This window comes from Zobellella taiwanensis, assembly GCF_003012795.1.
Lineage (GTDB): Bacteria > Pseudomonadota > Gammaproteobacteria > Enterobacterales > Aeromonadaceae > Oceanimonas > Oceanimonas taiwanensis.
The window spans coordinates 43,938-64,907 of record NZ_PXYH01000023.1; the positions used below are offsets into that span (position 1 = coordinate 43,938).

The 20,970-nt window shown below is 63.4% G+C and carries 20 protein-coding genes and 1 rRNA gene; 17 read left to right on the plus strand and 4 right to left on the minus strand.

Annotated features, from left to right (window positions below):
• The first annotated feature begins 29 nt into the window (after positions 1-29).
• Entirely contained in the window at positions 30-818 is a 789-nt protein-coding gene (locus tag C7I36_RS14370; protein WP_106454386.1) for an IclR family transcriptional regulator domain-containing protein, read from the plus strand.
• 304 nt (positions 819-1,122) lie between these two features.
• Here C7I36_RS14370 and C7I36_RS14375 read toward each other — a convergent pair whose 3' ends face one another.
• Positions 1,123-2,025 carry a LysR family transcriptional regulator gene (locus C7I36_RS14375; protein ID WP_106454387.1) on the minus strand — a complete coding sequence of 301 codons (903 nt, stop codon included), beginning with the start codon at positions 2,023-2,025 and terminating at the stop codon, positions 1,123-1,125.
• A gap of 107 nt (positions 2,026-2,132) precedes the next feature.
• Between C7I36_RS14375 and C7I36_RS14380 the strand changes: the two genes are divergently transcribed.
• From C7I36_RS14380 to cysA, 13 genes are all read left to right on the plus strand, one after another.
• Positions 2,133-3,251 carry a muconate/chloromuconate family cycloisomerase gene (locus C7I36_RS14380; protein WP_106454388.1) on the plus strand — a complete coding sequence of 373 codons (1,119 nt, stop codon included), beginning with the start codon at positions 2,133-2,135 and terminating at the stop codon, positions 3,249-3,251.
• Positions 3,252-3,284: 33 nt separating this feature from the next.
• Complete coding sequence (catC, locus tag C7I36_RS14385) at positions 3,285-3,575, plus strand: muconolactone Delta-isomerase (protein WP_014290843.1); 291 nt, start codon at positions 3,285-3,287, stop codon at positions 3,573-3,575.
• Positions 3,576-3,625: 50 nt separating this feature from the next.
• Complete coding sequence (gene catA, locus C7I36_RS14390) at positions 3,626-4,555, plus strand: catechol 1,2-dioxygenase (RefSeq protein ID WP_106454389.1); 930 nt, start codon at positions 3,626-3,628, stop codon at positions 4,553-4,555.
• 100 nt (positions 4,556-4,655) lie between these two features.
• A complete protein-coding gene (locus C7I36_RS14395; protein WP_106454390.1) occupies positions 4,656-6,032 on the plus strand; it encodes a Rieske 2Fe-2S domain-containing protein in 1,377 nt (458 codons plus the stop codon).
• Entirely contained in the window at positions 6,029-6,520 is a 492-nt protein-coding gene (benB, locus tag C7I36_RS14400; protein WP_106454391.1) for a benzoate 1,2-dioxygenase small subunit, read from the plus strand. Before C7I36_RS14395 ends, benB begins: the two co-directional genes overlap by 4 nt.
• A 17-nt stretch (positions 6,521-6,537) precedes the next feature.
• On the plus strand, positions 6,538-7,566 hold the full coding sequence (benC, locus tag C7I36_RS14405) for a benzoate 1,2-dioxygenase electron transfer component BenC (protein ID WP_106454392.1): 1,029 nt from the start codon (positions 6,538-6,540) through the stop codon (positions 7,564-7,566).
• Positions 7,563-8,342 (plus strand): benzoate diol dehydrogenase BenD, encoded by a 780-nt coding sequence (gene benD / locus C7I36_RS14410; protein WP_106454393.1) that lies wholly within the window; start codon positions 7,563-7,565, stop codon positions 8,340-8,342. Before benC ends, benD begins: the two co-directional genes overlap by 4 nt.
• 96 nt (positions 8,343-8,438) lie before the next feature.
• A complete protein-coding gene (locus C7I36_RS14415; RefSeq protein ID WP_106454394.1) occupies positions 8,439-9,779 on the plus strand; it encodes an MFS transporter in 1,341 nt (446 codons plus the stop codon).
• A 77-nt stretch (positions 9,780-9,856) separates the two neighbouring features.
• The gene (locus tag C7I36_RS14420) at positions 9,857-11,068 is read left to right on the plus strand and encodes a benzoate/H(+) symporter BenE family transporter (RefSeq protein WP_106454395.1); all 1,212 of its coding nucleotides are present in this window, start codon (positions 9,857-9,859) and stop codon (positions 11,066-11,068) included.
• 147 nt (positions 11,069-11,215) lie between these two features.
• Positions 11,216-12,217: a thiosulfate ABC transporter substrate-binding protein CysP gene (cysP, locus tag C7I36_RS14425; protein WP_106454396.1), complete on the plus strand. Its 1,002-nt coding sequence runs from the start codon at positions 11,216-11,218 to the stop codon at positions 12,215-12,217.
• Between the two features lie 3 nt (positions 12,218-12,220).
• Positions 12,221-13,060 carry a sulfate/thiosulfate ABC transporter permease CysT gene (cysT, locus tag C7I36_RS14430; protein WP_106454397.1) on the plus strand — a complete coding sequence of 280 codons (840 nt, stop codon included), beginning with the start codon at positions 12,221-12,223 and terminating at the stop codon, positions 13,058-13,060.
• Positions 13,060-13,899, plus strand: a complete 840-nt coding sequence (gene cysW, locus C7I36_RS14435) for a sulfate/thiosulfate ABC transporter permease CysW (RefSeq protein WP_106454398.1) — start codon at positions 13,060-13,062, stop codon at positions 13,897-13,899. The genes cysT and cysW overlap by 1 nt, the downstream gene beginning before the upstream one ends.
• 6 nt (positions 13,900-13,905) lie before the next feature.
• Entirely contained in the window at positions 13,906-14,991 is a 1,086-nt protein-coding gene (gene cysA / locus C7I36_RS14440; RefSeq protein WP_106454399.1) for a sulfate/thiosulfate ABC transporter ATP-binding protein CysA, read from the plus strand.
• A gap of 109 nt (positions 14,992-15,100) precedes the next feature.
• On the opposite strand, the gene cysM is transcribed toward cysA, so the two are convergent.
• Positions 15,101-15,991 carry a cysteine synthase CysM gene (gene cysM / locus C7I36_RS14445; RefSeq protein ID WP_106454400.1) on the minus strand — a complete coding sequence of 297 codons (891 nt, stop codon included), beginning with the start codon at positions 15,989-15,991 and terminating at the stop codon, positions 15,101-15,103.
• A gap of 155 nt (positions 15,992-16,146) precedes the next feature.
• Here cysM and C7I36_RS14450 point away from each other — a divergent pair, with 155 nt between their 5' ends.
• Positions 16,147-16,500, plus strand: a complete 354-nt coding sequence (locus C7I36_RS14450; RefSeq protein ID WP_106454401.1) for a DMT family protein — start codon at positions 16,147-16,149, stop codon at positions 16,498-16,500.
• A gap of 3 nt (positions 16,501-16,503) precedes the next feature.
• On the opposite strand, the gene C7I36_RS14455 is transcribed toward C7I36_RS14450, so the two are convergent.
• Positions 16,504-17,121 (minus strand): LysE family translocator, encoded by a 618-nt coding sequence (locus tag C7I36_RS14455; protein ID WP_106454402.1) that lies wholly within the window; start codon positions 17,119-17,121, stop codon positions 16,504-16,506.
• A gap of 109 nt (positions 17,122-17,230) precedes the next feature.
• Between C7I36_RS14455 and C7I36_RS14460 the strand changes: the two genes are divergently transcribed.
• Together C7I36_RS14460 and C7I36_RS14465 are read left to right on the plus strand one after the other, a co-directional pair.
• Positions 17,231-19,891 carry a bifunctional acetate--CoA ligase family protein/GNAT family N-acetyltransferase gene (locus C7I36_RS14460; protein ID WP_106454403.1) on the plus strand — a complete coding sequence of 887 codons (2,661 nt, stop codon included), beginning with the start codon at positions 17,231-17,233 and terminating at the stop codon, positions 19,889-19,891.
• 18 nt (positions 19,892-19,909) lie between these two features.
• On the plus strand, positions 19,910-20,815 hold the full coding sequence (locus C7I36_RS14465) for an aldo/keto reductase (protein WP_106454404.1): 906 nt from the start codon (positions 19,910-19,912) through the stop codon (positions 20,813-20,815).
• A gap of 69 nt (positions 20,816-20,884) precedes the next feature.
• Here C7I36_RS14465 and rrf read toward each other — a convergent pair.
• Positions 20,885-20,970, minus strand: a 5S ribosomal RNA gene (gene rrf / locus C7I36_RS18000); the annotation flags it as partial.

Genomic DNA, 20,970 nt, shown 5'->3' on the forward strand with positions numbered 1-20,970 from the left:
AGCCAATCCGGGACAGCAACAGCGAGAAGATGATGATCACAGACGACAGGCTCAGCCCCGACAGCCGGGACTTCGTGGCAGCCCTGGCCAGCGGCCTGGAAGTATTGCAGGCCTTCGACCAGCAGCACCCGCGCATGACCCTGAGCGAGGTGGCGGCCAAAACCGGCATGGACAGGGCCAAGGCCCGCCGCTTTCTACTCACCCTGCACGCCCTGGGCTACCTCGACAAACAACAGCGCCACTTCGCCCTGACCCCGAGGGTGCTGCAGCTGGGCAACGCCTTTCTGGCCGCCAACCCTTACCGGGTGGTGATCCAGCACTACCTGGAGGAGATCACCCGGGAAATCGGCGAGTCCACCTCCCTGGGCGTGCTCGACGGCGACGACGTGGTCTATATCGCCCGCTCCGCCGCCGAGCACCGGCTGATGGCCATTCGCCTGTCGGTGGGCACCCGGCTGCCCGCCGCCTACACCTCCATGGGCCGGGTGCTGCTGGCCCAGTTGCCCGAGGCCGAGCTGGCCGCCTGCCTGGCACGGGTATCGCTGCAGGCCCACACCGAACACAGCATTACCGACAAGGCGGAACTGCGCCGGGCCATCGAGCAGGTGCGCCGCCAGGGCTACGCCATTGTGGATCAGGAGCTGGATTCGGGCCTGCGCTCGGTGGCGGTGCCGGCTTTCGATCAGCGGGGACAGTTGCTCGGCGCCATCAACATCAGCACCAACGCCGCCCGGGTAGATATGAGCACCCTCACCGGCCGCTTCCTGCCGCTACTGCAGGACAAGGCCCGGCTGATCCGGGAAAGCCTGCAGGGCTGAGGGCGGTTTGCCAGAAGCTCGGGCTGCCAGGCGGGGCGACCTCTGCCCCTTTAGCTGACAGATAAGCATCGTCGTTTGCGATGTGCACCTTTGCTCGTGGAGCGCAGGCGGCCCGCCTGCTTTTGCGCGCAGCGGGAACCTCCGGCCCGGAGGCAACGCCTCAACCTCAGGCGTAACACCCATGCGGGCGAGCCGCCCGCGCCCCATTCGGTTGCCCTATGCCCGTCCGTACAACGAAACGAGTTGGTATCCTGTACGCCCGTGTCGCCGACAGACAAGCTTCACAAGGAGCGTAAACAGGCTCTCAGGGATAACGCCCGGTCAGCCGGTTTTCCACCAGCTCCGCCAGTATGGTGTTAACCAGCCGCATCGCCGCATTGGGGTTCTCGCCCCGGCGGCGGGAGGCGATCACCGGTATGGTGAGCTTTTCGTCCCCCACCGGCACAAACTCTACCCCTTCCCGCTTCAGCTTGTGCACCTGCTCGGGCACCAGGGCAAAGCCCATGTCCGAGGCCACCAGCGACAGCGCCGTCTGCAGATCGTTAACCTGCTGGATCACCTGCACTTTCAGGCCCCGGCGGTGAAACAGCCCCTGGGCAATGTCGGCAAAGTTGGGGCCTGAGCCGGCGGGAAAGGCCACCATGGGCACCTCTGCCAGCTCCGCCATGGTGGGCGACTGGCAGGTCAGGGGATGGGACGCGGGCAGGGCCGCGATCAGCGGCTCGTTGAACAGCACTTCCTGCTCCACGTCCGGGTCCTCGATGTGCACCCGGCCGAAGCCGATGTCGATCTTGCCGCTTTTGAGCGCCTCAACCTGCTCCTGGGTCTTGAGTTCGTGCAACACAATTTCCAGGTTCTTGTTGCGCCGCAGCCGGCGCACCATAAAGGGCAGCTGGCCGAAAAACACCGAGGGCACAAAGCCGATGGCGAACACGGTTTTGCGCAGCTGGGCGATCTGCCGGGTGCCCTCTATGCTGGCGTCGAGCCGCTCCATGATGGTGCGGGCCTGCTGCAGAAAGTACAGCCCTCCCTGGGTCAGCTCCAGTCCCCGCGCCTTGCGGATAAACAACTGAACCTCCAGTTCCTCCTCCAGTTGCTTGATCTGCCGGGTCAGGGGCGGCTGGGCGATGAACAGCCGCTGGGCCGCCCGGGTCAGGTTCAGCTCCTCCGCCACCGCGATGAAATAGCGCAGGTGTCTCAGCTCCATCCATACCTCCAGGGTATTTGTTGCAACTTAATCAATATTGGTGGGTATAACTTTAACAATGTAACTTCACTGCAACACAGGATTATCACCCTAAGTTCAGAGGTTACATGTCAGCTAGCATCCAGTCCATCGAAGCCATTCTGGTCGACATCCCGACCATACGTCCGCACAAGCTTTCCATGACCACCATGGGCGTACAGACTATGGTTATCGTGCGCATCAAGGACAGCGAAGGGCTGGAAGGACTGGGCGAAGCCACCACCATCGGCGGCCTGGCCTACGGCCCGGAAAGCCCCGAAAGCGTCAAGCTGACCATAGACACCTACTTCGCGCCCCTGCTGCTGAACCAGCCGGCGGATGAAATCAATACCCTAAGGGTAAGGCTCAACCGGGCCACCCGCGGCAACAACCTGGCCAAGTCCGCCATTGAAACCGCCCTGCTCGACCTGCTGGGCAAGCGCCTGAACCAGCCCCTGCACCAGCTGCTCGGCGGCGCCGTGCACCAACATATTCCGGTGCTCTGGACCCTGGCCAGCGGCGACACCGCCCGGGACATCGACGAGGCCAAAAGCCTGATTGCCGCCCGGCGCCACTGCGACTTCAAGCTCAAAATCGGCTCCCGCCCGCTGATGGACGACGTGCGCCATGTGGCGGCGATCAAGGCCGCCGTGGGCGACAGCGCCAGCGTGCGGGTCGACGTCAACCAGGCCTGGGATGAAAGCACCGCTGCCCGGGGCATGGCCGAACTGCAGGCCGCCGGCATCGATCTGGTGGAACAACCCACCCCGATGAAGGACTTCGGCGCCCTGGTACGGCTGTCGCAAAAGTTCCACCTGCCCATTCTGGCGGACGAGTCCGTGGCCGATGCCACCGACATGTTCACCCTGGCCGCCGCCGGCTTCTCCGGCTCTGTGGCGCTCAAAATCGCCAAGGCCGGTGGCCCGCTGCAGGCGCTCAAGGTGGCCAACGTGGCCAGCGCCGCCGGTATCGGCCTCTACGGCGGCACCCTGCTGGAAGGCACCATAGGCACAGCGGCCGCCCTGCACGCCTGGGCCACCCTGGAAAAACTGCACGTCGGTACCGAGATGTTCGGCCCGCTGCTGATGAAGGACGACATTGTGGTCACCCCGCTGAACTTCAATAACAACGGCGTCACCCTACCCGAAGGCCCGGGTCTCGGCATCGAGATCGACGAAGAGCAACTGGCCCGCTATCGCCGCCGTTAAGGCCGCGCCGACACATTCACAGGAGAACAAGACATGCTGTTCAAAGTTGAAATGAAGGTAAATATTCCTCACGACATGCCCGCCGAAGTGGCCGCCGAGATCAAGGCCCGGGAGAAGGCCTACGCCCAGGAGCTGCAGGCTCAGGGCAAATGGCGCCACCTGTGGCGGGTGGCCGGCAGCTACGCCAACGTCAGCATTTTCGACGTGGCCGACAATGCCGAGCTGCAGGACCTGATAAGCGCCCTGCCGCTGTTTCCCTATATGGACATCAGTGTCGCGCCCCTGTGCCGGCATCCGTCCTCCATCCATCAGGATGACCGCTGATTCAACACTCTGTACCCCTACGACCAAATAACAACGCAAGGAGCAAGGCAATGTCCGTCAAGACCATGCACACCCAGGAAGTCAAAGAACTGCTGGAAAAAGTAGCCGGCCTGAACCAGACCGGCGGCAACGAGCGGGTAAAAACCATCGTTCACCGTGTGATGCACGATGTCTTCCAGATCATTGAAGATCTCGACATCACGCCCGAAGAATTCTGGAACGCCGTCTACTACATCAACGACCTGGGCAAGAACGGCGAAGCCGCCCTGCTGGCTCCCGGCCTGGGCATGGACAAGTACCTGGATATCCGCATGGATGCCGAGGACGAGCAGGCCGGCCTGGCCGGCGGTACTCCGCGTACCATCGAAGGCCCCCTTTACGTGGCCGGCGCCCCGGTATCCGAGGGCTTCGCCCGCATGGACGACGGCACTCAGGATGGCGAAACCATGATCCTCACCGGTGTGGTCACCGACGAAAACGGCAAGCCGCTGCCCAACACCCTGGTTGAAATCTGGCACGCCGACCTCAAGGGCGGCTACTCCTACTTCGACAAGTCTCAAAGCGAGTACAACCTGCGTCGCAGCATCCTGACCGATGCCGAAGGCCGCTACACCGCCCAGAGCATCATTCCGTCCGGTTACGGCTGCCCGCCCGAAGGCTCCACCCAGGCCCTGCTCAACCAGCTCGGCCGTCACGGTCGTCGCCCGGCGCATATTCACTACTTTGTGTCTCAGCCCGGCTACAAGCACCTGACCACCCAGATCAACCTGGCCGGTGACGAGTACACCTACGACGATTTCGCCTTCGCCACCCGCGAAGAGTTGGTGTGTGACGCGGTGCGCATTGAAGACGCCGCCGCCGCCGAGCAATACGGCCTGAACAAACCGTTCACCAAGGTGGAATTCAACATTCAGCTGGTCGTCTCCGACAAACCCGAGCACCAGCAGCGCCACGAACGCAAGCGCGCCCTGGAAGCCTGAACCGTTTAATTCCCATCAAACCAAGAGATTGCCGGCCGCCCCCAGCGGGGCGGCCCGGGAAGACTCACGCCCGACAACGGCATCACATGGAGTGACACAGATGACACGCCAGCTTGATCGACTCGAGAATAAAATCCGCCATGCGGTAGAAGCAGATCCGCAAACCGGTCACTACCGCTGCGATCGCGGCATTTTCACCGACCAGGAACTGTTCGACCTGGAAATGAAGCACATCTTCGAAGGCAACTGGATCTACCTGGCCCACGAAAGCCAGGTGGAAAATCCCGGTGACTACTTCACCACTACTGTCGGCCGCCAGCCGGTGGTGATCACCCGCACCAAGGACGGCGAGCTGCGCGCCCTGCTCAACACCTGCTCCCACCGGGGTGCCACCCTGTGCCGTAAAAAGCGCGGCAACAAGACCTCCTTCACCTGCCCCTTCCACGGCTGGACCTTCAAGAACGACGGCCAGCTGCTGAAGGCCCGGGATCAGAAGAAGGGCGGCTACCCGGACAGCTTCAGTACCGACGGCTCCCACGATCTCAAGCAGTTGCCGAAGTTCGAATCCTACCGCGGCTTTCTGTTCGGCAGCCTCAGCGCCGACGTGCAGCCGTTGCAGGAATACCTGGGCGAAACCACCAAGATCATCGACAACATCGTCGATCAGGCGGAAGACGGCCTGGAAGTGCTGCGCGGCAGCTCCACCTATACCTATGAAGGCAACTGGAAGCTGACCGCCGAAAACGGCGCCGACGGCTACCACGTGGGCACGGTGCACTGGAACTACCTGTCCACCATGAGCCAGCGCAACTACGAGAAGGGCGGCACCGAGGCGGTGGACGCCAAGAGCTGGTCCAACGAGGGCGGCTTCTATTCCTTCGACAACGGCCACATGATGCTGTGGACCCGGCTGACCAACCCCCAGGTACGCCCGGTGTACAACCACCTGCAGCGGCTGCAGGAAAAAGTGGGCGAGGCCCGGGCCGACGCCATCGTCAACACCACCAAGAACCTGTGTCTGTACCCCAACGTCTACCTGATGGATCAGTTCTCCACCCAGATCCGGGTGCTGCGCCCCATCTCCGTCAACAAGACCGAGATCACCATCTACTGCTGGGCGCCGAAGAACGAGCCGGCCGCCGACCGCGCCAAGCGCATCCGCCAGTACGAAGACTTCTTCAATGTCAGCGGCATGGGGACCCCGGACGACCTGGAAGAATTCCGCGCCTGCCAGCAGGGCTACGAGGCCAGCGGCCTGAAGTGGAACGACATGAGCCGGGGCGCCGCCCACTGGATTGACGGCCCGGACGCCGGCGCCGAGCGCATCGGTCTCAAGCCCCTGCTGAGCGGCGCCAAGCCGGAAGACGAAGGGCTGTACGTCACCCACCACCAGCACTGGGTAAAAGAAATGCTGCAGGCGGTCGAAACCGAGCGCGCCCGCCTGATCTCCATCACCGAACAGGAGGCTTCCGCATGAGCATGAGCTTTGAACACATCCAGGCCTTTATTCACCGGGAAGCCCGCCTGCTGGACGACCGCCAGTGGGACGAATGGCTGCAGTGCTACCACGAAGAGGTAGTGTACTGGATGCCCGCATGGGACGACGAAGACCAGCTGACCGAGGATCCCCAGCGGGAAATCTCGCTCATCTATTACCCCAACCGTAAGGGCCTGGAAGACCGCGTCTACCGCATCAAGACCGAGCGCTCCGGCGCAAGCTCCTTGCCCGAGCCGCGCACCACCCACCTGACCACCAACCTGGAGATCCTGGAGCGGGAAGGCGACACCGTGAAGCTGCGCTTCAACTGGCAGACCAACAGCCACCGCTACAACCAGACCCAGAGTTTTTTCGGCACCTCCTTCTACACCCTGGACACCCGCGGTGAGCAGCCGGTGATCACCGAGAAGAAGATCATCCTGAACAACGACTACATCAATCAGGTGATTGATATCTATCACCTGTAATGAGTAGGGAGAGCATCATGAGCTACAACATAGCCCTCAATTTCGAAGACGGCGTCACCCGCTTCATCCGCTGCAACGAAGGCGAAACCGTGCTGGACGCGGCCTACCGCAACCAAATCAAGCTGCCCATGGACTGCTCCGACGGCGTCTGCGGCACCTGCAAGGGCAGCTGCCGCCAGGGCAGCTTCGACCTGGGCGACGAATACATCGACGAGGCGCTCACCGATGAGGAAGTGGCCGAGGGCAAGGTGCTCACCTGCCAGATGGTGCCCTCCAGCGACTGTGTGGTGGACATTCCCGCCGCCTCCACCCTGTGCAAGACCGGCCAGGCGGAGTTTGGCGGTACCCTGGCGGAGGTGAATCTGATCTCCCCCACCGCCATCGAACTTAAGGTGAGCGCGGACCAGGACATTCCCTTCCTGCCGGGCCAGTACGTCAACATCAAGGTACCGGGCAGCGAGGAAAGCCGCGCCTACTCCTTCAGCTCGCGCCCGGGCAGCCGGGAGCTGAGCTTTTTGATCCGCAACGTACCGGGCGGCCTGATGAGCTCCTGGCTGGTGGGCCAGGCCCTGGCCGGCGACCGGCTGAGCCTGACCGGTCCCATGGGCGTGTTCTATCTGCGTCCGGTGGCGCGCCCGGTGCTGATGCTGGCCGGCGGTACCGGCCTGGCGCCCTTCCTGGCGATGCTGGAAGATCTCAGGGCCAAGGGCTGCGACCAGCCGGTGCACCTGATCTACGGCGTGACCAACGACGACGACCTGGTCGGGGTCGAGGCGCTGGAGCGCTTCGCCGCCGAGATCGACAACTTCAGCTTCAAGACGGTGGTGGCCAGCCCCGACAGCGCCCACCCGCGCAAGGGCTATGTCACCAACCACATGGAAGATGCCCCCATCCAGCACGGTGAGGTGGACGTCTACCTGTGCGGGCCGCCCCCCATGGTGGACGCGGTGCTGGGTTACTTCCGGGAGCAGGGCATCCAGCCCACGTCCTTCCACTACGAGAAGTTCAGCCCCAGCGTGGCGGCCGTCTCGGAGCAGGTGGCATGAGTGCCCGCTTCACCGGCAAGGTGATGGTGATTACCGGCGCCGCTCAGGGCATAGGCCGGCGGGTGGCCGAGCGGGCGGCGGCGGAAGGCGCCCGCCTGGTGCTGGCGGACCTGGCGGATTACGTGCATGAGCTGGCGGCGGAGCTGACCCAACAGGGCGCCGAGACCCTGGCGGTGCAGGCCGATCTGGAAACCTGGGACGGGGCCGAGACCCTGATGACCAAAGCCCATGAGCGGTTCGGCCGCATCGATGTGCTGGTCAACAACGTAGGCGGCACCATCTGGGCCCAGCCTTACGAGCACTACAGCCCGGAGCAGATCCAGAAGGAAATCCAGCGCTCCCTGTTCCCCACCCTGTGGTGCTGCCGGGCGGTGCTGCCCCATATGGTGGCGCAGCAGGGCGGCGCCATCGTCAATGTGTCGTCGGTAGCCACCCGCGGCCTGATGCGGGTGCCCTACGGCGCCGCCAAGGGCGGGGTCAACGCCATGACCGTCAACCTGGCCTTTGAATACGCCGAACACGGCATTCGGGTCAACGCCACCGCTCCCGGCGGCACCGAGGCGCCGCCCCGGCTGACCCCGCGCAACAACGAGGCCCAGGGCGAACGGGAGCAGCAGTGGTACCAGACCCTGGTCGAGCAGACCAAATCGACCAGCCTGATGCACCGCTACGGCACCCTGGACGAGCAGGCGGCGGCCATTTTGTTCCTGGCCTCCGACGAGGCCAGCTATATCACCGGCACCATTCTGCCGGTGGCCGGGGGCGATCTCGGCTGATAAACCAACAGGGCTGCCCGAGGATGGGTAGCCTTTTTTTTGCCCGCAGGGGCCAATCCGACTCCTGGATTAAGGAAAAATACGGAGTAATACCCGATGAGACAAATAGATGTAAACCAGACCATAGACAACGCCAGCTTTACCCCTTTCCACTGGAGGGTGTTGTTCTGGTGTACCCTGATTATCATTTTCGACGGCTACGACCTGGTCATTTACGGGGTGGTGTTGCCGCTGCTGATGGAACAGTGGCAGCTCAACCCCTATGTGGCCGGCCTGCTGGGCAGCAGCGCCCTGTTTGGCATGATGTTCGGCGCCATGGGCTTTGGCATGTTGTCGGACAAGCTCGGCCGCAAAAAAACCATACTGATGTGCGTGGTGCTGTTCAGCCTCACCACAGTGCTCAACGGCCTGGCCAGCAACGCCTGGCAGTTCGGCCTGCTGCGCTTTATCGCCGGCCTCGGCATCGGCGGCGTCATGCCCAATGTGGTGTCGCTGATGAGCGAATACTCGCCCAAGCGAAACCGCAGCACCCTGGTGGCGCTGATGTTCAGCGGCTACGCGGTGGGCGGCATGATGTCCGCCGGCCTGGGCATCTGGATAGTGCCCAACTACGGCTGGGAGATCATGTTCTACCTGGCCGCAGTACCCCTGCTGCTGCTGCCGCTGATGATCAAATTCCTGCCCGAGTCGGTCGCCTTCCTGATGGCCCAGAACCGCCAGGAAGAGGCCCGGGCACTGCTGCAGAAGGTGGCGCCAGAGCAACAAATCACCGACCGGGATGAGCTGGTGGTGCCCAAGGTCGAGGTGAAGAAGGCGCCGGTGCTGGAGCTGCTGCGCGGCGGCCGTACCCTCAGCACCCTGATGTTCTGGACCGCCTTCTTCTGCTGCCTGCTGATGGTCTATGCCCTGGGCTCCTGGCTGCCCAAGCTGATGTCCGCTGCCGGTTACGAGCTGGGCTCCAGTCTGATGTTCCTGATGGTGCTCAACATCGGTGCCATCGTCGGTGCCGTGGGCGGCGGCTGGCTGGCCGATCGCTTCTCGCTGCGCTCGGTGCTGGCCAGCTTCTTTATGCTGGCTTCCGCCTCCCTGGTGCTGCTCGGCTACCCCCACCCCATGTGGCTGCTGTACAGCCTGATGGCCGTGGCCGGCGCCACCACCATCGGCTCGCAGATCCTGCTGTATGCCTATGTGGCCCAGTTCTACCCGGCCGACATCCGCTCCACCGCCCTGGGCTGGGCGTCGGGCATCGGCCGTAACGGCGCCATCGTCGGCCCCATGCTTGGCGGCACCCTGCTGGCCCTGGCGCTGCCGCACCAGATGAACTTCCTGGCCCTGGCGATTCCCGGCGCCATCGCCACCGTCGCCATCGCCCTGGTGGGCCGGCGCGTTGGCGCCCGCCAGCCCGCCGCCGAGGCCGGTGCGGCGACCCAGGGCTAAACCCTGGCGGCGATAACCCTGGCCCCGGCCTTGTGCCGGGGCCATACTATTTTCTCTTGTTTTCACAGGAGCCGGATATGACCTCTTTTCTGCGCGATCTGTCGCTGCCGGCGGTGGCCGCCGGCTTTCTGGCGGTGCTGGTGTCCTACGCCGGGCCACTCGCCATCTTCTTCCAGGCCGGCGCCAGCGCCGGCGTGTCCCAGGAGATGATGACCTCCTGGGTATGGGCTATTTCCCTCGGCGCCGCCGTCTCCGGCATGGTGCTGTCGTTCTGGCTCAGGGCGCCGGTGGTCACCGCCTGGTCGGCCCCGGGCACCGCCCTGCTGGTGACCCTGTTTCCCGACTTGTCCCTCAACGAGGCGGTAGGCGCCTACTTCACCGCCGCCGCCATCACCCTGGTGATCGGCCTGTCCGGCAGTTTCGACGCCCTGGTGCGCGCCATTCCCAGGGGCGTGGCCGCCGGCATGATGGCCGGCATCCTGTTCCAGTTCGGGGCGGGCGCCTTCACCGCCATCGACGGCTCCCCCGCCCTGGCCCTCGGCATGCTGGGCGCCTATCTGCTGGGCCGCCGTTGCTGGCCCAAGTACAGCCTGATCCTGTTGCTGCTGACCGGCATTGGACTGGCGGTGGCGCTGGAAGGGGCCTCCCTGGCCGGCCTGCGCTGGGAGCTGGCCACCCCACAGCTGATCAAACCGGAATGGTCGCTGGCCGCCACCCTGAGCCTGGCGCTGCCGCTGGTGCTGGTTAGCCTGTCCGGCCAGTTCCTGCCGGGCATGGCCATCTTGCAGGGCGCCGGCTACCGGGTGCCGGCCCGGCCGGTGCTCGCCGTGACCAGCCTGGCGTCTTTGCCCATGGCGCTGTTCGGCGGTATCAGCATAGTGGTGGCGGCCATCACCGCCGCCATCTGCGCCGGCAAGGACGCCCACGAGGATCCCAAGCGGCGCTATGTGGCCGGAGTGTTCAACGGCGTTTTCTACCTGGTGGGCGGCCTGTTCGCCGGCACCATAGTGAGCCTGTTCACCTCGCTGCCGGTGGCCTTTGTAGCGGTGTTGGCCGGCCTGGCGTTGCTCGGCGCCATTGGCGGCAACCTCGCCGCCGCACTGGAACAGCCAAAAGGGCGGGAAGCGGCGCTGATCGCCTTTATCGTCACCGCCTCGGGGCTGTCGCTGTTCGGGCTGTCGTCGGCCCTGTGGGGCGTGGTGTTCGGCCTGACGGCCCATCTGGTGCTGGACGGACACATCGCCCTGCCCCGGGCACGACCGGCGGCCGACGGGGAAAAAGCCTCCTGAGCAGGCCGGGCGGATCCGGGGCCGGATCCGCCACCATATATCCACTTTTGCTTATATATTCCAAAACCGACTATCAAATATGGTTTAAATACTCCAATCGCATATTAAACTGCTCACCAGATCCTATCCTGTCCCTGGAGTTCAATTATGCGTAAATCTCTTCTGGCTTCCGTGCTGTTTGCCGCCGGCCTGAGCGCCTTGCCGCTCCAGGCCAAGGAACTGCTCAACAGCAGCTACGACATCGCCCGCGAGCTGTTTGCCGAGATCAATCCGGTGTTTGTGAAGCACTGGCAGGAGCAAACCGGCGAGACCCTGGAGATCAAACAGTCTCACGCCGGCTCTTCCCGCCAGGCCCAGGCCATTCTGCAGGGCCTGCGCGCCGACGTGGTGACCTACAACCAGGTGACCGACGTGGACGTGCTGCACCAGAAAGGCGACCTGATCCCCGCCGACTGGAAAGCCCGCCTGCCCAACGACAGCTCACCCTATTTCTCCACCATGGCCTTCCTGGTGCGCAAGGACAACCCCAAGAATATCAAGGGCTGGGAAGATCTGGGCCGGGACGACGTCCAGTCGGTGCTGCCCAACCCCAAGACCTCGGGCAACGGCCGCTACAGCTACCTGGCCGCCTGGGGCGCGGCGCACCTCCAGCATGAGGGCGACGAGGAAAAAATCCGCGAACAGGTAGGTAACTTCATCAAACAGGTGGCGGTATTCGATACCGGCGGCCGGGGCGCCACCACTACCTTTGTGGAGCGCGGCATCGGCGATGTGCTGATCACCTTCGAGTCGGAAGTAAACAATATCCGCAACCAGTATCCGGACCAGGCCTTTGAGGTGGTGGTGCCGCCGGTGGACGTGCTGGCCGAATTCCCGGTCACCTGGATCGACCGCAACGTGGAACGCAACGGCACCGCCGACGCCGCCAGGGCCTACCTGGAATTCCTCTACACCCCCGAGGCCCAGCGTATCCTGGCCAATTACTACTATCGGGTACACAACGAGGACGTCGCCGCCGAGGTGGCCGATCGCTTCCCCGCCACCGAACTGTTCAAGGTAGAAGACATCTTCGGCAGTTGGGAGCAGGCAATGCAGGACCACTTCGCCAACGGCGGCAGCCTGGATCAGCTGCAGGCCCGGGGTCGTTAAGCGATGGCGGCGCTGCTGGGTACCAAGCGGGTGTTGCCGGGCTTTACCCTGAGCCTGGGCACCAGCCTGCTGTTCGTCAGCCTGATCATACTGTTACCCCTCACCGGCCTGGTGATCAACACCAGCCAAATGGGCTGGGAGCAGTACTGGCAGGTGGTGACCGACCCGCGGGTGGTGGCCACCTACAAGGTCACCCTCAGCGCCGCCGCCGTGGCCAGCCTGTTCAACCTGGGGTTCGGGCTCTTGATGGCCTGGATCCTCACCCGCTACCGCTTTCCCGGCCGGGCCCTGCTCGACGGCCTGATGGATCTGCCCTTCGCCCTGCCCACGGCGGTGGCGGGCCTGACCCTGGCCTCGCTGTTCGCCACCAACGGCTGGTACGGCGCCTGGCTGGCGGAGCTGGGCATCAAGGTGTCCTACACCTGGATCGGCATAGTGGTGGCCATGGTGTTTACCAGCGTGCCCTTTGTGGTGCGCACCGTGCAGCCGGTGCTGGAAGACCTGGGCCCGGAATACGAAGAAGCCGCCGCTACCCTGGGCGCCAGTCCCTGGCAGGCCTTTACCAGGGTGGTGCTGCCCGAACTCAAGCCGGCCCTGGTGACCGGCACCGCCCTCGCCTTTACCCGCAGCCTGGGCGAGTTTGGCGCGGTGATCTTTATTGCCGGCAACATGCCCTGGCAGACCGAGATTACCGCCCTGATGATTTTTATCCGCCTGCAGGAGTTCGACTACGCCGCCGCGAGCGCCATCGCCAGCGTGGTGCTGCTCGCCTCCTTCGTGCTGCTGTTTGCCATCAACACGGTACAAAGCCGCTTTATGCGCCGTATCCGAGGTAATGCCTGATGGAACAAAGCCTGGTGCTCAAACCCGCCCGCCCCTGGGGCCGCTGGCTGCTGATTGGCACCGGCGTGGCCTTGACCCTGCTGTTGCTGGTGGTGCCCCTGTTCGCCATTTTCGCCGGCGCCCTGGCCGCCGGCGTGGGCGGGGTGATCGATAACCTGAACGAACCCGACATGCTGCACGCCATTGGCCTGACCCTGCTGGTGGCGGCCATTACCGTGCCCATCAACCTGGTGTTCGGCACCCTGCTGGCCTGGCTGGTCACCCGCTTCCGCTTTCCCGGCCGCCAGTTGCTGCTGACCCTGATGGACGTGCCCTTTGCCGTCTCGCCGGTGGTGGCCGGCCTGCTCTACCTGCTGATGTACGGCTCCAACGGTCCGGTGGGCGGCTGGCTCGACGGCCACGACCTGCAGCTGATGTTCGCCTGGCCCGGCATTGTGATGGTGACGGTGTTCGTCACCTGTCCCTTTGTGGTGCGCGAACTGGTGCCGCTGATGAGCAGCCAGGGCACCGACTCGGAAGAAGCCGCCGTGTTGCTGGGCGCCAGCGGCTGGCAGCTGTTCCGCAAGGTCACCCTGCCCAATATTCGCTGGGCGCTGCTGTACGGCGTTATCCTCACCAACGCCCGGGCGGTGGGCGAGTTTGGCGCCGTGTCCGTGGTCTCGGGCGGCATTCGCGGCGAAACCAACACCCTGCCGCTGCATGTGGAGCTGCTGCACCAGGACTACAACGCCGTCGGCGCCTTTACCGCCGCCGCCCTGCTGACCCTGATGGCGGTGGTCACCCTGATCTTCAAATCCTATCTCGAGTGGCGCCTGCACCGCGCCGAAGCACAGGAGTAATCCATCATGAGCATTCAGATTGAGGGTATCCGCAAGTCCTTCGGCAAGACCCGGGTGCTGCACGACATCGGCCTCGACATTCCCAGCGGCCAGCTGGTGGGCCTGCTGGGCCCGTCCGGCTCGGGCAAGACCACGCTGCTGCGCATTATCGCCGGGCTGGAGCAGGCCGACGGCGGCCGCATCGGTTTCAATGGCACCGACGTCACCGGACTGCACGCCCGGGAGCGCAAGGTGGGCTTTGTGTTTCAGCATTACGCCCTGTTCCGCCATATGACGGTGTTCGACAATATCGCCTTTGGCCTGAGCATCAAGCCGAGAAAGGAACGTCCGTCCGCCGCAGAGATCCGGCAAAAGGTGGGCAACCTGCTGGAAATGGTGCAGTTGTCCCACCTGGCGGACCGCTTTCCGTCCCAGCTGTCCGGCGGCCAGCGCCAGCGCATTGCCCTGGCCCGGGCGCTGGCGGTAGAGCCCCAGGTGCTGCTGCTGGACGAGCCCTTCGGCGCCCTCGACGCCCAGGTGCGCAAGGACTTGCGCCGCTGGCTGCGCCGGCTGCACGATGAGCTGCACTTCACCAGCGTGTTCGTGACCCACGATCAGGAAGAGGCGCTGGATGTATCGGATCAGGTGGTGGTGATGAGCCAGGGCCGCATTGAACAGATTGGCAGCCCCAACACCGTGTGGCAGCACCCGGCCAGCCGCTTTGTGCTGGAATTCCTGGGCGAGGTGAACAGGATAGAAGGCCGGCTCGACGGCGGCACCTTCCAGGTGGGCAAGCACCGGCTGGCGTTGCCGGTGACCGGCCGGGAGCAGGCCCACTGGTACCTGCGACCCCACGAAATCAGCCTGGCGCCCCAGGCCGACGACCTGCACTGGCTGCCGGTCAGGGTGGTGGACGTCAATCCGCGCGGCGCCCTGGTGCATCTGGAGCTGGAGCCCGCCGGCTGGCCCGGCGAGGTGTTGGAGGCCGAGCTGCCCCAGCACCAGGCCACCGCCATCGCCCGCGGCCAGGCGCTGTATCTCGGCAGCCAGGGCGGCCGCCTCTATGCCGGCGACAGCCAGATCACCGAAAGCAAGCTGGCGTTATCAGCCTGAAAGGATCAAAAGAGGGATTCGTGACTGGGGACTGGGGACTGGGGACTGGGGACTGGGGACTGGCAGACACGCTTTCTAATCCCCAGTCCCTGATCACCAATCCCGGTTTTTATCCGTTAAACACTCCCGATGACAGGTAGCGGTCGCCCCGGTCGCAGATGATGGCCACGATCACGGCGTTGTCCGCCTGCTCCGCCAGTTTGAGCGCGCCGGCCACCGCGCCGCCGGAGCTGACACCGCAGAAAATGCCTTCCTCCCGCGCCAGGCGCAGCATGGTATCGACCGCTTCTTGTTCGCTGATATCCAGTACCGCATCTACCCGGCTTTTCTCGAAAATGCCCGGCAAATAGGCCTCGGGCCAGCGGCGGATGCCCGGAATATGGCTGCCTTCGCAGGGCTGCAGGCCCACGATTTGCACGTTGGCATTCTGCTGCTTGAGGTACTGGGATACCCCCATGATGGTGCCGGTGGTGCCCATGCTGGACACAAAGTGGGTCACCCGTCCCTGGGTTTGCCGCCATATCTCCGGGCCGGTGGACAGCAGGTGGGCTTGTGGGTTGTCCGGGTTGTTGAACTGGTCGAGGATGACCCCCCTGCCCTCGGCGGCCATTTTTTCGGCCAGATCCCGCGCTCCCTCCATGCCTTCTGCCTTGCTCACCAGAATAAGCTCGGCACCATAGGCCCGCATCGAGGCCTTGCGTTCCTCGGTGGAGTTGTCGGGCATGATCAGCACCATGTTATAGCCTTTGATGGCGGCGGCCATGGCCAGGGCGATGCCGGTATTGCCGCTGGTGGCTTCAATCAGGGTGTCGCCGGGCTTGATGGTACCGCGCAGCTCGGCCTGGCGGATCATGTTGAGCGCCGGCCTGTCCTTGACCGAACCCGCCGGGTTGTTGCCTTCCAGCTTGACCAGAACCTGGCTGTTGGTGTGATTGGCCATGCGCTGCAAACGCACCAGGGGGGTGTTGCCGACAAAATCTTCGATGGTGGGAAAAATCATGGGAATCCTTGACTGCTGAGCCTGCCGGCTAGTGTAACCGGCGGTCGTGCCCAGGTTAAGCCGGGGTGGTAAATTATCGTCCCCCGTGCGTCGTCAGCTTGCATCCGCACGGGGACGGGATAATAATCCGCCGGTTTCTACCACCGGAGCCCGTCATGTCCCCCCTGGCCATCACCATAGTCCTGCTGACCCTGAGCAATATTTTCATGACCTTCGCCTGGTATGGTCACCTGAAAAACATGCAGAACAGCCCCTGGATCTGGGCCGCCCTGGTCAGCTGGGGTATCGCCCTGTTCGAATATCTGCTGCAGGTGCCGGCCAACCGCATCGGTGCCCAGGTAGTTAATGTGGGGCAGCTCAAGATCTTGCAGGAGGTGATTACCCTGTCGGTGTTCGTGCCCTTCTCCATCCTGTATCTGAAAGAACCCTTTCGCATGGATTTTGTCTGGGCCGGGCTATGCCTGCTGGGTGCGGTGTTTTTTATGTTCCGGGAACGGTTGTTCGGCTGAGGCTCAGCCTTTCATCAATGCCAGGCGCAGGCCAAGGCCTATCATCAACACGCCGGCCAGCCGGCCACTCAGGCGGGAAAATCCCCCGCCACCCGACAGTCGCCGCCTCAGCCCCTTCGCCATCAGCGCGTAGCCGCCATTGCACAGGGTCGCGGTCAGGGTAAACACCAGTCCCAGCCAGAGCAGCTGGCCGGGCACCGCCCCCGCTTCCGGCACCACGAACTGGGGCAGGAAGGCGAGAAAAAACAGCGCCACCTTGGGATTGAGCAGGCCCACCAGCAATCCCTGTCGAAAAATACGCCAGCCCCCCTGGGCTCGGGCAGCCTCCGGCAATGCCAATCCGCTGGCATGGCGCAGGCTGGTCCAGCCCAGATAGAGCAGGTAGGCCGCTCCCAGGTATTTGATCAAGGTAAATGCCGCCGCCGACTGCATCACCAGGGCCGACAAGCCGATCACTGCAAACAGGGTGTGTCCCAAATAGGAGACCCCGAGCCCCAAGGCGGCCCACAGGCCGCCGCTGCGCTTTGCTCCCAGGGCTTGCGACAGAACAAACAATACATCCGGACCCGGTGTTACATTCAGGGCCAGACAGGCGGGAATAAACAGCAGCCACACTTCCATAGAAGCCTCGGTTGGGACCATGCCCGTTAAAATGAAACAGGATCAGTGCCTTGTAATATGCTAAAAGAACCAAGGCCCCGTCGGATGCCCATCATATTAAGGAGTCTCCATGCCGCTGCAAGGACTTGACGCGCTTTTCAGGCCCTCCAGTATCGCCGTGGTCGGCGCCTCGCACCGGGACAACGGTGCCGGCAAGCTGGTCATGAAAAACCTGCTGGCCGGCAACTTCAGCGGCCCGGTGATGCCGGTCAATCCCAAATACGAGGCGGTGGCGGGAGTCATGGCCTACCCCGACATTGCCAGCCTGCCACGGATACCCGACCTGGCCATTATCTGTACGCCGGCCGACAAAAACCTGCAGGTCATCGAACAACTGGGACAAAAGGGCTGTAAAGCGGCCATTATCCTCGCGGCCGGCAGCGGCAAGGGGCTGGTGGAAGCCATGCGCACCACCGCCCGCCAATATCAGATGCGCCTGCTGGGCCCGAACAGCATGGGGGTGATACTGCCCCACCTGGGACTGAATGTCAGTTTTGCGCCTTTCCCGGCCAAACCCGGGCGCATCGCCTTTGTTTCCCAGTCGGCGGCGGTATGCGCCACCATTCTCGACTGGGCCCGCCACAATGACATTGGCTTTTCCCACTTTATTTCCCTGGGCGATGCCAGCGATATCGACTTTGCCCAGTTGCTCGACTACCTGGCCCGGGACCGGCACACCAGCGCCATCCTGCTGTATATGGATGCAGTGCAGGACGCCCGCACCTTTATGTCGGCGGCCCGGGCCGCCTCCCGCAACAAGGCGGTGCTGGTGGTCAAAAGCGGCAAAACCCGGATCGGTGCCCAGCTCGGCCACCTGCACACCGGCGGCAATGTGGGGCTGGATGGCGCCTATGACGCCGCCATCCGCCGGGCAGGCATGCTGAGGGTGCGCGACACCCACGACTTGTTCGCGGCGGTGGAGACCCTCAACCATGCCCAAAGCCTGCGCGGCGAGCGGCTGGTCATCCTCACCAATGGCGGCGGGCCGGCCATTATGGCCATCGATACCCTGCTGGCCCGGGGCGGCAAGCTGGCCACCCTGGGAGACACTACCCTGGCGGCCCTCAACCAGGTACTGCCCGGCGCCTGGTCCCACACCAACCCCATCGACATTGTGGGAGACGCGCCGGTGGAGCGCTACGTCAACAGCCTCAAGGTGCTGCTCGACAGCGATGATTTCGACGCCATTCTGATCATGCACGCCCCTTCCGCCGCAGTGAACAGCACCCGTGTCGCCCGTGAGCTGATCGAGGTCATCAAGACCCATCCCAGGGCTCGCCGGTTCAATATCCTCACCAACTGGTCGGGAGAAACCAGCGTGTTCGAGGCCCGCCGCTGTTTTACCGAAGCCGGCATTCCCACCTATCGGACACCGGAAAGCGCCGCCGGGGCCTTTATGCACCTGGTGGAATACCGCCGCAACCAGAAACAGCTGATGGAAACCCCAGTCTCGGTTTCCGACATGCCAAGCGATGGCGACACGGTTCGCACCCTGATCCAGCAAGCCTTCGACGAGGGTGTCAGCCAGCTAGACACCCACGAGGTGAGCCGGCTGATGGCCGCCTACGGCATCCAGACACTGCCCACCTGGATTGCGTCGGACGGTACCGAAGCCGCCCACATCGCCGAGCAAATCGGCTACCCGGTGGCGATCAAACTGCGCTCCCCGGATATCGCCCACAAGTCCGACGTCTCCGGAGTGGTACTCAACCTGCGCTCGGCGGCAGAGGTGGCCCAGGCCGCCGATGCCGTGCTCGACCGGGTACGCCAGACCTTTCCCGGCGCCCGCATCCACGGCCTGCTGGTCCAGCGTATGGCACGCCGGGCCGGCTCCCAGGAGCTGCACATAGCGGTGCGCTCGGATCCGGTGTTCGGGCCCGTCATTCTACTGGGCGACGGTGGTGTGGACTGGGAAGGGGAGGAGCAGGCGGCGGTGGCCCTGCCGCCGCTCAATATGACCCTGGCACGCTACCTGGTCATCCATGCGCTTAAAAGCGGCAAGGTCAGGGCCAACCGCTCCCAGCAGCCCCTCGACATGATGGCGGTGTGCCGGGTACTGACCCAGGTGTCCCACCTGATCATCAACCATCCGGAAATCACCAGCCTGGACATCCATCCTCTGCTGGCGACCGGCAACGAGCTGGTCGCGCTGGATGTCAGTATGCAGTTGCATCCCTTCGAGGGAGACGGCCAGGCCAGGCTGGCCATCAGGCCCTATCCCAAGGAATGGGAAGAAGCCGCATCGCTCAAGGATGGCAACCCTATACTACTGCGCCCCATACTGCCTGAAGACGAACCTGCCCATAAGGAATTCGTCGGCCACGTTTCCGACGAAGACAGGTACAAGCGCTTTTTCGCCGATGTGGTCATCGGCCACGAAGAGCTGGCCCATATGACCCAGATCGATTACGACCGGGAAATGGCTTTTGTGGCGGTGGCTGCAAATGGGGATATTCTCGGGGTGGTGCGGGCGGTCTCGGATCCGGACAACGACGATGCGGAATTTGCCGTGCTGGTGCGCTCGGATCTCAAGGGAGTCGGACTCGGCCGGCTGCTGATGGAAAAAATTATTCGTTATGCGCGACAGCGCGGACTCAACACCCTCAGCGGCATCACCATGCCCTCCAACCGGGGCATGGTGATGCTGGCCCGCAAACTCGGGTTCAGGGTGGCAACCCACCTGGAGGACGGCATCGTCGAACTGAAGCTGGATCTCGGGCAGAACAATTAATCACAAGGGAGTGTGCTTATGGCCGTATCTCGAATTCTCGTCAGCCCCCAGGGGCCTCAGTTTTCCCGACTTGTCCTAGGCTATTGGCGACTGAAGGAATGGCGGATGAGCCCCCGGGAACTGCTCCGCTTTATCGAGCAGCACCTGGAACTTGGCATTACCACCGTCGATCATGCGGATATCTACGGGGATTATGGCTGTGAAGTCGCGTTTGGCGAGGCGCTCAAGCTAAGGCCTGGCCTGCGCGAGCAACTGCAACTCGTCACCAAGTGCGGCATCGCCCTGCCTTCATCCGCTCATCCTGGCCACCAATTACCCCATTACAACAGCGAAAAAACCCATATCATCACTTCGGCGGAGCAATCGTTGCGTCACTTCGGCACCGATCATCTGGATCTGCTGCTGATACACAGGCCCGACTGCCTGATGAATGCGGATGACATGGCGCGGGCCTTCAACAGTCTCAGAAAAAGCGGCAAGGTCCGCCATTTCGGCGTATCCAACTTTACCCCCAGCCAGTTCGAACTGCTGCAGTCGCGGCTGGACTACCCGCTGGTTACCAACCAGGTCGAGATATCTCCCCTCTACCAGAACACTCTCACCGACGGCACCCTGGATCAATGCCAGTTGCGGCATCTCAAGCCCATGGCCTGGTCCTGCCTGGGTGGCGGCCGGCTGTTCAAAGAACCGGCCTTTCAAGCGCTAAGGGACGAATTGGCACAGATCGCCCTGGAAGTGGACGCCGCCACCATTGAGCAGGTGGTCTTTGCATGGGTCATGATGCTGCCCAGCCAGCCGATGCCTATCATCGGCTCGGGCAAGATCGAACGGGTCCGACAGGCGGTACAGGCCGAGCATATCCAGCTCAGCCGCCAGCAATGGTACCGGATCCGCCGGGCCGCCCTGGGCCGAGATGTAGACTAAGCCATTACTCCGGCTCTGAAACCAACGCAAAAAACCCCGACACTCTCGTATCGGGGTTTCCTAATGGGTGCCTGGCAGTGACCTACTTTCACATGGCAGCTGCCACACTATCATCGGCGCGGTTGCGTTTCACTGCTGAGTTCGGCATGGAGTCA